Below are 10,163 nucleotides of genomic sequence, written 5' to 3'. Positions count from 1 at the left end.
GTGGTGCTCGGGCGACGGTAGCAGGGGAGGCGTGGGAGGCACGGGCGCACCCGATCTCCTACCCAGGCCGAAGGACCTTCTCGCCATCGAGGGAGCGGATCACAACGACCCCGCCCTGACCGTCGGCGCCGCGATGCTGGACCGCATTGCCGCCGTTGTGGCTGGGGTGGTGGGAGGCGCCCCCGACTAGGCGCGTGGTCTGCGCTCGATGGTCGAGCCGACGACCAGCGCGGCGGTGAGCAGCACCAGGTTCTTGATGACGAACTCGCCCAAGACCGAGAGCAGGAACGGATTCCCGTCCTGGAAGGCGACCTCGGGTCGGACGGCGAAGACCAGGAAGGTTCCCGCCAGCTGCAGGACCAGGGCGGCCAGTACGAGGCGAAGCCCACGGCGCAGCAGCAGTCCCAGTCCGATGATGATCTCGACCCCGCCGAGTACCGGGACGAGCCAGGACGGGTCGACCCAGTAGACGGTGTCGGCCACCAGGTCGGAGACCGGGGACACGTCGAGCACCTTGAGTGCGCCGAACCACACGAAGACCACCCCGAGCGCGCCGCGCAGCAGCGGCACGCTCCACCGGCGCAGCCAGGGGATGAGGACCGCGTCGATCCGGGCGATGAACCTTCTCACGCCCCCAGTATGGGGCACCGCCGCGGTCAGCGGGGGGTGTGACGCTCGACGAACTCGTAGACGTCGGTCATGTCGACGCCGGGGAAGGTGCCCGCCGGGAGCGCGGCGAGGACGTGGCTCTGCGTGCGTGCCGCGGGCCACACGATCCCGTCCCACCGGTCCGCCAGCTCCGCCGGGGGCCGCCGGCAGCACGACTCGTCCGGACACGTCGAGGTGGAGCGTCGCGTCGTCTCCCGTCCACGGAAGAACCGGCTGTCCTCGAACCGGGCACCCACCGTGACGGCGTGTGGCGGCTCGCGGTCTGCCTCGACGTGGGTGGCGCACCAGAAGGTGCCCGCGGGAGTGTCCGTGTACTGGTAGTGAACGGCGAACTGGTCGTCGGACCCGAACGCCTGGCGGGTGCCCCACCGTCGACAGAGCCGCTGCCCCTCGATCGCGCCGAACGGGTCCGCCGGGAAGGGCACACCGTCGTTCTCATACGCCTTCCAGATGACCCCCTGCTCGTCGGAACGGATGAAATGGGTCCCGATACCCAGGTGATGTGTGGCGAGGTTGGTGAACCGATGCGCCGCCATCTCGTAGGACACGTAGAAGATCTCCTTGAGGTCCTCCACCGACAGGTCCCGCTCGGCCCTGGCGCCGTTGAGGAACGCCACGGCGGCCGCCTCGGGCATGAGGACGGCGGCGGCGAAGTAGTTGGCTTCGACCCGCTGCCGGAGGAAGTCGCCGAAGTCGACGGGGTCGCGGTGCCCGAGAGCGAAGTGACCCAGGGTCTGCAGCACCACGGTCCTGGCGGCACGGGTGCGCAGCTCGTCACGCTGCGGGATGTAGATGACGCGGGACCTCCCGTCGGTGATCGACCGGGTCGACGTCGGGAGGTCCTGCACTTGCCGCACCGTGAAGCCGAAGCCGGCCGCGACATCGGAGAGGAGCCGCGGCGGCACCGCTCCCGATCCCCCGTAGTCGGCCCCACGCAGGGCTTCGGCGGCCACTTCCTCGATCTCGGGGAAGTAGTTGCCGCGCCGGCGCATGTCGTCACGCAGGTCGGCGTTGGCGCGTCGCGCCTCTTCGGGTGTGGCGGAGCGGAGCAGAGACCGCCGGTGTAGCTCCCCGTACAGCCCGACGATGTGCTCGAGTGCCTCGTCGGGTACCCGCGCCGAGGCCTTGAAGTGGGGGAGCCCCAGCTCCCGGTACAAGGGGTCTTCCTGGGCACGCTCCACTGCGATCTCGAGGCGTGCCCTGTGTGTGGGCGCCTCCGGCTCGAGCAGCGACCCCACCCCGACACCGAGCGCCGCGGCGAGGGCGTCGACCAGGCCCAGCGGCGGGTCGCGATGCCCGTTCTCGACCATCGACAGATACGAGGCCTGGCGACCGACCCGCTCACCGAGCTCGGCGAGGGTCAGGCCGGCCTCCTTGCGGGCATGGCGCAGACGGTGACCGAAGACTCGGGTGTCAAGGCCGGGCAAATCATTCGCACGCGTCGTGGGCTTTTGTGAACTCTGGTCGGATTTAACCATCAGGACCCCTGGAATGGCCGCGCCGAGTGAAGAATACTCCTCTGTAACGGCTAGCGCTCACGAGGGAGGACACCACCGCATGGACGAGGTCATCGAGGCACTGGAACGAGAGTGGGCCACCTCTGCGAGGTGGGAGGGCATCCGTCGGGACTACGCGGCCGCCGACGTCGCCCGCCTGCGCGGCTCGGTCGCCGTCGAACACACCCTCGCCCGCCGGGGCGCCGAGCGCCTGTGGCGCCTCCTCCACGAGCGGGACTTCGTTCCGGCGCTGGGCGCCCTCACCGGCACTCAGGCCGTGCAGATGGTGAAGGCGAACCTCGATGCGATCTATCTCTCGGGGTGGCAGGTGGCCGCCGACAACAACCTCGCCGGGCAGACGTACCCGGACCAGAGCCTGTATCCCGCGAACAGCGCCCCGACCCTTGTCCGCCGCATCAACAACGCCCTTCGGCGCGCCGACCAGATCGAGTCCGCAGAGGGCGGGGCGACCCGCGACTGGATGGTGCCGATCGTCGCCGACGCTGAGGCCGGCTTCGGCGGTGCCCTCAACGCCTACGAGCTCACCGTGGCGATGATCGAGGCAGGGGCCGCCGGCGTCCACTTCGAAGATCAGCTCGCCTCCGAGAAGAAGTGTGGCCACATGGGGGGCAAGGTCCTGGTCCCCACGTCACAGCACGTACGCACGCTGACGGCGGCACGGCTCGCCGCCGACGTGGCGGGGGTGCCCACCGTCCTCGTCGCCCGCACCGACTCGCTCGGGGCCTCGCTGCTGATGAGCGACATCGACCCTGCGGACCGGGACTTGGTGACCGGCGAACGCACCTCCGAGGGCTACTTCGTGGTCCGCAACGGCATGGAGGCGGCGGTGCGGCGCGGACTTGCCTACGCCCCCTACACCGACCTCATCTGGTGCGAGACCGCCACCCCCGACCTGGAGGAGGCCCGCGTATTCGCCGACGCGATCCACGCCGAATTCCCCGGAAAGCTGCTCGCCTACAACTGCTCTCCGTCCTTCAACTGGAGGCGCCACCTCGATGACGCCACCATCGCCGACTTCCAGAAGGAGTTGGGGGCGATGGGGTACCGATTCCAGTTCATCACACTGGCCGGCTTCCACGCTGTGGCCCTGTCGATGTTCGAACTGGCCCACGGGTACGCGCGGTCCGGGATGGCGGCGTACGTCGACCTCCAGGAGAGGGAGTTCGCCGCGGAAGAGTTCGGGTACACGGCGACGCGGCACCAGCGCGAGGTCGGCGCCGGCTACTTCGACCTGGTGGCGCAGGTGATTTCCGGCGGCGCCGCCTCCACCCTGGCACTGGCGGGCTCCACCGAACAGGACCAGTTCGTCGGGACACCGTGACCCTCACCGGGCGCCGAAGCGCCAGCTTCCTCGCCAACGAGGGTGCCGCAACAATCGAGGACGCCTTCTGGGCCTCCCGACAAGCGTTTCGTGCGGTGACGAAACAGGCCAGCGAGCGGTTCGCCGATCGCGACTGGCACGGATCAGTCGCCGACGCCTCTCACCGGTTGGACGCGTACGACGCGTCGGTGTCGCACGCGCTCGAGGGGGTGCGAGCGATCCTGGGCGACCGGATCGACGATCGCATCGTGTGGGCGGGAATGAAGGCCGTGTACTCGGGGCACATCGCCGCGGACGCCGACTGGCAGCTCGCCGAGACCTTTTTCAACTCCCTCACCCGGCGCGTGTTCACCACCGCCGGTGTCGACCCCGACATCGAGTTCGTCGACACCGACTGGGATAATCCACCGCCTGCGGCTCGTTCGCCGGTCCACGCGGTCTTCGAGGGATCGAACGCGGCGACCCTGATCGACCGGCTTCTCGATGCACTCGGCCCTGACGCCCCGTATGCCGATCGAGACGGCGATGTGGCCGCCGCCGCCCGGCGGCTCGCTGAGATGGCACCGGCGGGGATCGACCGAGTGGAGGCGATCACCGCACTGTTCCATCGACGCACCGCGGCGTACCTCGTGGGACGGGCAATCACCACGGCCGGTCCTATGCCTCTCGTGCTCGCCTTCGCCCACACCGAGGAGGGAGTACGCCTCGACGCGATGCTCACCTCGGAGGACGAGGTGAGCATCCTCTTCTCGTTCACACGCTCACCGTTCCTCGTGGACGCCGAGCCCGCTCACGCACTGGTCGAGTTCCTGCGCGGCCTCCTGCCTCGCAAGCGCACCGCCGAGCTGTACATGGCTGTGGGACACCACAAGCACGGCAAGACCGTGTTGTACCGCGACCTGGTCCACCATCTCGCCGCGACCGACGAACGGTTCGATCACGCTCCCGGGACCCCGGGCATGGTGATGGTCGTGTTCACCATGGCTGGCTTCGACATCGTGTTCAAGGTGATCCGCGATCACCTGCCACCGCAGAAGCGGATCACACGCCAGACGGTGCGCGACCGCTACCGACTCGTCTTCGGGCACGACCGCGCCGGGCGCCTCGTCGAGGCCCAGGAGTTCGAGCACCTCCGGCTGCGGCGTGATCGGTTCACCGACCCTCTCGCCGCGGAACTGCTCGACCAGGCGGCACGGACGGTGCACGAGGATGGGGAGTACCTGGTGATCGAGCACGCATACCTGGAGCGGCGCGTCACACCCCTCGACGTCCATCTCGCGGGCGACCCCGAGGGGCGCGATCGCGTAATAGCCGACTTCGGACGGGCCATCGAGGACCTCGCCGTCACCGGCGTGTTCCCCGGTGACCTGCTCCCGAAGAACTTCGGTGTGACCCGTCACGGGCGGGTCGTGTCCTACGACTATGACGAGCTCGAGCTCCTCGATCGGATGTGCTTCCGAGCCGTCCCGGAGCCGACGAATCCCGATGACGAGTTGTCGGCCGAGCCCTGGTACGGCGTGCGCCACGAGGATGTCTTCCCCGAGGAGTTGGCCGGAATGATGGCGAAGCCGATGCGAACGGTGCTCGAGGAGCATCACCCCGGACTCTTCGACCCGGCGTGGTGGACCGATGTGCAGGAGCGTCTCGCCGCCGGCGAGCTGTTCGACCCGTCCCCATATCCGGAGGACCGCCGGCTGAGCGTGTCGCCGGAGCCCGCGCCAGACTCACAGCGCGAGCGAAACGACCCGCAGGAAGGGAGCGCGAGATGACGGCTGCGCAGGTGACCGGCTCGACCGATGGCCGTTTCAAAGAGATCCTCAGCGGCGAGGCTCTCACCTTCCTGGCCGAGCTGCACCGGCGGTTCGAGCCGACGCGTCGCTCCCTTCTCACCGAGCGGGCAGCGCGACAGGAGGCCTTCGACCGGGGCGAGCGTCCCGACTTCCGGGCGGACACCGCCGCGATTCGATCCGGCGACTGGAGCGTGGCCGAGCCTCCGGCTGACCTACGCGATCGCCGGGTGGAGATCACCGGACCCACCGACCGCAAGATGGTGATCAACGCGCTCAACTCGGGGGCCCGGTGCTTCATGGCGGACTTCGAGGACGCTCACTCTCCGACCTGGACGAACATGATCGAAGGCCAGGTGAACCTGTTCGACGCGGTACGCCGCACGATCTCCCACGAGGAGAACGACAAGTCCTACGAGCTTTCCGACCGCACGGCGACGCTGCTCGTCCGTCCCCGTGGGTGGCACCTCGACGAGCCCCGCGTCGTCGTCGACGGTGAACCCATGTCCGGCTCCCTCGTCGATGCCGGGCTGTACCTGTTCCACAACGCCGCCGAACTGCTCGATCGAGGCTCCGGCCCCTACTTCTACCTGGCGAAGCTGGAGGGTCACCTGGAGGCGCGGCTGTGGAATGACGTATTCGTCTTCGCCCAGGAGCGTCTCGGCATCCCGCATGGGTCGGTGCGCGCCACCGTGCTCATCGAGGTGATCACCGCAGCCTTCGAGATGGAAGAGATCCTCTACGAGCTGCGCGACCACTCGTCCGGGCTCAACGCGGGCCGCTGGGACTACATCTTCTCGGTCATCAAGAAGTTCCGCGAGCACCCCGAATTCCTCCTTCCGGATCGCAGCTCGGTGACCATGGCGGTCCCCTTCATGCGTGCCTACGCGGAGGCGCTCGTGCGTGCCTGCCATCGCCGCGGCGCCCATGCGATGGGCGGCATGTCGGCCCTCATCCCGTCTCGCAAGGACCCGGCGATCAACGAAGTCGCGCTGCCTCGCGTTCGCGCCGACAAGGAGCGCGAGTGCTCCCAGGGCTTCGACGGAGCGTGGGTGGCCCACCCGGACCTCATTCCGGTGGTGACCGAGGTGTTCGACGCGGCCCTCGGCGACCAGCCCAACCAGATCGACCGGTTGCGAGAGGACGTCGACGTTTCCGCCGCCGACCTTCTCGACGTGACGATCCCCGGTGCCGCTGTCACCGACGGAGGCGTGCACGACAATGTGTCAGTGGGCCTGCGCTACCTGGCTGCCTGGCTGGGAGGATCGGGCGCTGTCGCCATCGACAACCTCATGGAGGACACCGCGACCGCCGAGATCTCGCGGTCACAGATCTGGCAGTGGATACGGCACGGAGCCGAGACGACCGACGGATCCGTTGTCACCCGCGAGCGTGTCAGCGCCGCCCTGGAGGACGAGGTCCAGATGCTGCGCGATGCGGGTCATCCCGGCAGGATCGACGACGCCCGGGACCTGTTCGCCACCGTGTGCCTCGAAGAGGCGTTCCCCGAGTTCCTCACCCCGCCCGGGATGGCGATGCTCGGTTGAACAAGGGTCAGAGGTCCCGCTCCGCCAACTCGCGGAAGGGGTCGGGGACACCCTGCTCGCGGAGTTCCACGGACGCGAAGCCGACGGAGCCCCGTCCGAACTTCTGTCGAACCCCATCGACGGCACGCTCGAGGTCACGCCGAGCGACGGGCCTAGCCCTCGCGGCAAACGGCAGTGACGGCTGATCCGGCGTCTCGTCTTCCAGGCCGGAGACCGCCACGCCGAGCAGGCTGATCTCGCGCTCCTCGGGATGGTCCGCCAGGGCCGCGATCACCAGCTCGCGGGCGATTTCGGCGATGATCGAGGTGCTGGAGGTCGCTTCGGGCAGGGTCACCGAGCGGCTGACGGCGCGCAGGTCGGCGAAGCGGACCCGTCCGGTGACGGTTCTGCCCATGCGGTGCTTGGCGCGCAGCCGGGATGACACCCGATCGGCGAGATGCAGCAGCGTGCGGGTGACGAAGTCAGGGTCGGGCGTGCGTCGCCGGGTCGCCGACTGAGCACTGAGCGACCGAACCCGCTGACCACCCGTCACGCGCCGGGGGTCGTCGTTGCGGGCGAGGGATCCGACTTTCGCCCCCACCGCAGCGCCGAGCAGTTGCTCGAGCCGATCCGGTGCAGCGACCGCCAGTTGGCCGATGGTGGTGATGCCCTCGGCCTCGAGCCGCTCTCGGGTGACCGGACCCACGCCCCAAATGAGACCGACGGGGAGCGGATGAAGGAACTCCGACTCGCGTTCGGGTTCGACCACGACGAGTCCGTCGGGCTTGGCGACCTGGGAAGCGATCTTGGCGAGATGCTTGGTGCGGGCGACGCCGATCGACAGCGGGAGTCCGATCTCGGCGCTCACCCGGCGTCGGATCGTCGCAGCGATGTCGGCAGCAGATCCGAACAGATGGGTCGACCCCGCTACGTCGATGAACGCCTCGTCGATCGAGACGCGCTCGATCACCGGGGTGAAGTCCTCGCACACGGCAAAGACCTCGTCGGCCAGCCGCTGGTACTCGGAGAAGTGCCCGGGAACGAACCGCAACTCGGGGCACAGCCGACGTGCCTGCCGCCCCGGCATGCCACCGCGGACCCCGAAGGCCTTCGCCTCATAGGAAGCGGCGAGGACCACCCCGCCACCAACGGCGATCGGCAGCCCCCGAAGCGTCGAATCCATGAGCTGCTCGACGGACGCGTAGAACGCATCGAGGTCGGCGTGCAGGATGTTCGACGCGGCTCCCACGGCCGGAGTCTAACCGAACAGGGGTTCGATCTGCTGGGCCTACCGACCAGCCACCAGGGGGCGGCCTCAGGCTGTGCGCTCGGCCTCTCGGAACCGATCGCTGGCCTCTACCAGGGCGGAGAAGCCGTCGAGCTCACCGATGGTCGGCTCGTGGGTCCAGACCTGCACGCCCGAGAGCAACGCGGCGTGACGGCGAGCCAGTTCTGGCGTCGTCGAAACCCGGAGGGGGATGTCATCCGGGAGCATGTCCTGGTATGCAGCCAGGATCGCCCGGTGCTGAGGCCGTTCCAGATCGAGTTCGAAGATGACACCATGGGCTGAACCGACCTTCGGACACTCCTCTCCGGCGAGGATCGGACACAGGGTGCGGAGCGGCGGGCCGTGGCACACGACGACCGTGTGGCCCAAGTTCTCCAAGAAGTCCGTGTCGACAGACCGCCCTTCGGGGAGGTCGATGAGGATGACGCTTCGTTCGTCCATCGAAACACCTCCATTGACCCTCGCAGCCTCCGCCAGTCGGTCTGGTGTGCGGTAGGGCCGTTGGCCCTTTCTCAGCGTTGTTGGGGCACATCGGCCCTAGGAGACGGGATCCAGGGTTTCCAGGTCTTCGACCTCCACTAGGTGATACCCGTTCGATCCCGAGGTCATGAGGCCGACGGACACACCGACGTCGTCAAGCACCGCGCGCAGTGCCCGCGCGGCATCGCGGGCGAGGTCGACTCGAGGAGGGTCGAGGTCCCAGATCACCCCGTCCGGGTGTGACGCGTCGTCGACGGTGACGGTCGGGGCATGGAAGTGAGACTACGGGGGAGTGGGAACCGCGGTGATCTGTGCGTGGTGGGCGCTACTGGGATTGAACCAGTGACCTCTGCCGTGTGAAGGCAGCGCTCTCCCGCTGAGCTAAGCGCCCCAGGGGCGCCGGATTGTAGTGGTGGCGTGTGGGTCTACCCGGTGAGGTCCAGACGCATCAGCCAGCGGGGGAGACGGGCGCTTCGGGCGTCGGTTTCGACCACCTTGCGGAAGCCGGATTCCTCGAAGGTGCTCACCGTCCCGACGAACAGGAAGGCCGTACTCACCCGTTCGCCTGCCGGATCTATCGGGTACGCCTCCAGCGCCGGGGCACCCTGAGACCGGGCGTACTCGACGGCCCCCTCCAGCAGGGCCTTGCTGATGCCCTGGCGACGATGGCCCGTCTTGACCACGAAGCAGACCACCGACCACACCGGGACGTCGTCGACGAAGGGGATGGTGCGCGATCGCATCAGCCGCTCGTACTCGGTGCGAGGCGCAAATGCGCACCAGCCCACCGGCACGCCGTCGGCGTAGGCAACCACGCCCGGCGCCGGTGGCTTCGCCATCTGCGCCTCCAGGGCAGAGAGCCGTCCCTCCATCGTCGACCTGGAGAAGTCGCCTGCCGACAGGCGGTAGTACTGGCAGGTGCAGCCCCACCCGCCGGAGGTGGGCAGGATCGAGCACACGTCCTCGTAGCGATCCGCGGTGGCGGGCACGACGGTGATCTCGGGCATGGGTGGATTCTCGTCGACCGCCGCTGCCGGTGACGGCCGTATCCTCGACCGGGTGAACATCGCCGAGTTCGAGAAGATCGTCGACGAGGCCCTCGCCGAGCTGCCCGAGTGGGTGCGTGAGGTCGTGAACAACCTGCACGTAGTGGTGGAGGAGTGGCCGAACCCCGACCAGGAGGCAGTCGCCGAGGGCCGCAGCCTCCTCGGGCTGTACGAGGGGGTGTCCCTGCTCGATCGGGGGAGCCACTACACCGGCGTGCTGCCGGACCGGATCTCGATCTTCATGGGACCCCACCTGGCGATGCGGCTGACGCCGGCCCGTCTGCGCAAGCAGATCCGGCGCACCGTCCTCCACGAGGTCGCCCACCACCTGGGCATCGACGACGAGCGACTCCACGACCTCGGCTGGGGATGAGGAGTACTCAGAACTTGGACCATCCGGCGGTAGGACTCTCTCCCCCCGTAGGGGGGAGTCCCGTAAGGAGCGCAGCGACCGGAGGGGAGGGGGGAGGGTGCACGCTACGTGGGCCTCGCGACGCGTCTGGCCTCCCCCTCCGTCATCGGCCTTCGG

10 protein-coding genes, 1 tRNA gene and 1 pseudogene are annotated in these 10,163 nt (G+C 68.4%); 5 read left to right on the top strand and 7 right to left on the bottom strand.

Translation table 11 applies throughout. The annotated features are described in order from the left end of the window. The first annotated feature begins 31 nt into the window (after nucleotides 1-31). The gene (locus WEA29_03495; protein ID MEX2322817.1) at nucleotides 32-190 is read left to right on the top strand and encodes a hypothetical protein; all 159 of its coding nucleotides are present in this window, start codon (nucleotides 32-34) and stop codon (nucleotides 188-190) included. Here WEA29_03495 and WEA29_03490 read toward each other — a convergent pair. Both WEA29_03490 and WEA29_03485 read right to left on the bottom strand, forming a co-directional pair. Continuing rightward, nucleotides 187-630: a DoxX family membrane protein gene (locus WEA29_03490; protein MEX2322816.1), complete on the bottom strand. Its 444-nt coding sequence runs from the start codon at nucleotides 628-630 to the stop codon at nucleotides 187-189. The two genes, WEA29_03495 and WEA29_03490, sit on opposite strands and share 4 nt — an antisense overlap. Nucleotides 631-656: 26 nt before the next feature. Next, nucleotides 657-2,096 carry a helix-turn-helix domain-containing protein gene (locus WEA29_03485; protein ID MEX2322815.1) on the bottom strand — a complete coding sequence of 480 codons (1,440 nt, stop codon included), beginning with the start codon at nucleotides 2,094-2,096 and terminating at the stop codon, nucleotides 657-659. 130 nt (nucleotides 2,097-2,226) lie between these two features. Here WEA29_03485 and aceA point away from each other — a divergent pair, with 130 nt between their 5' ends. Genes aceA through aceB form a run of 3 tightly spaced genes read left to right on the top strand, consistent with a single transcriptional unit; the run spans nucleotide 2,227 to nucleotide 6,841 of the window. Further along, a complete protein-coding gene (gene aceA / locus WEA29_03480) occupies nucleotides 2,227-3,507 on the top strand; it encodes an isocitrate lyase (protein ID MEX2322814.1) in 1,281 nt (426 codons plus the stop codon). Beyond that, a complete protein-coding gene (gene aceK / locus WEA29_03475) occupies nucleotides 3,504-5,276 on the top strand; it encodes a bifunctional isocitrate dehydrogenase kinase/phosphatase (GenBank protein MEX2322813.1) in 1,773 nt (590 codons plus the stop codon). Before aceA ends, aceK begins: the two co-directional genes overlap by 4 nt. Then, the gene (aceB, locus tag WEA29_03470) at nucleotides 5,273-6,841 is read left to right on the top strand and encodes a malate synthase A (protein MEX2322812.1); all 1,569 of its coding nucleotides are present in this window, start codon (nucleotides 5,273-5,275) and stop codon (nucleotides 6,839-6,841) included. The genes aceK and aceB overlap by 4 nt, the downstream gene beginning before the upstream one ends. 7 nt (nucleotides 6,842-6,848) lie before the next feature. Here the strand turns inward: aceB and dinB are convergent, their stop codons facing one another. The 5 genes and pseudogenes from dinB to WEA29_03445 form a co-directional block, all read right to left on the bottom strand. After that, the gene (gene dinB, locus WEA29_03465) at nucleotides 6,849-8,069 is read right to left on the bottom strand and encodes a DNA polymerase IV (GenBank protein ID MEX2322811.1); all 1,221 of its coding nucleotides are present in this window, start codon (nucleotides 8,067-8,069) and stop codon (nucleotides 6,849-6,851) included. A 66-nt stretch (nucleotides 8,070-8,135) separates the two neighbouring features. Then, nucleotides 8,136-8,549: a hypothetical protein gene (locus WEA29_03460; GenBank protein ID MEX2322810.1), complete on the bottom strand. Its 414-nt coding sequence runs from the start codon at nucleotides 8,547-8,549 to the stop codon at nucleotides 8,136-8,138. Nucleotides 8,550-8,645: 96 nt separating this feature from the next. Then, nucleotides 8,646-8,855 (bottom strand): annotated as a pseudogene (locus WEA29_03455) (ATP-dependent DNA ligase). 49 nt (nucleotides 8,856-8,904) lie between these two features. Then, nucleotides 8,905-8,979 (bottom strand) — tRNA-Val (locus WEA29_03450). A 34-nt stretch (nucleotides 8,980-9,013) separates the two neighbouring features. Next, complete coding sequence (locus WEA29_03445; GenBank protein ID MEX2322809.1) at nucleotides 9,014-9,595, bottom strand: GNAT family N-acetyltransferase; 582 nt, start codon at nucleotides 9,593-9,595, stop codon at nucleotides 9,014-9,016. Here WEA29_03445 and WEA29_03440 point away from each other — a divergent pair. Beyond that, nucleotides 9,567-10,007: a metallopeptidase family protein gene (locus tag WEA29_03440; protein MEX2322808.1), complete on the top strand. Its 441-nt coding sequence runs from the start codon at nucleotides 9,567-9,569 to the stop codon at nucleotides 10,005-10,007. The genes WEA29_03445 and WEA29_03440 overlap by 29 nt on opposite strands. The last annotated feature ends 156 nt before the right edge of the window (nucleotides 10,008-10,163 follow it).

The sequence above is a fragment of the Acidimicrobiia bacterium genome, from assembly GCA_040902765.1.
GTDB lineage: Bacteria > Actinomycetota > Acidimicrobiia > Spongiisociales > UBA11373 > DATKBG01.
The sequence above is the reverse complement of the archived record's forward strand: the minus strand, read 5'-3'. Positions and strand labels throughout refer to the sequence as shown.

Coding starts and splice junctions, on each gene's coding strand:
- aceA (MEX2322814.1), top strand. CDS start 2,227: ATGGACGAGGTCATCGAGGCACTGGAACGAGAGTGGGCCACCTCTGCG.
- aceB (MEX2322812.1), top strand. CDS start 5,273: ATGACGGCTGCGCAGGTGACCGGCTCGACCGATGGCCGTTTCAAAGAG.
- WEA29_03460 (MEX2322810.1), bottom strand. CDS start 8,549: ATGGACGAACGAAGCGTCATCCTCATCGACCTCCCCGAAGGGCGGTCT.
- WEA29_03445 (MEX2322809.1), bottom strand. CDS start 9,595: ATGCCCGAGATCACCGTCGTGCCCGCCACCGCGGATCGCTACGAGGAC.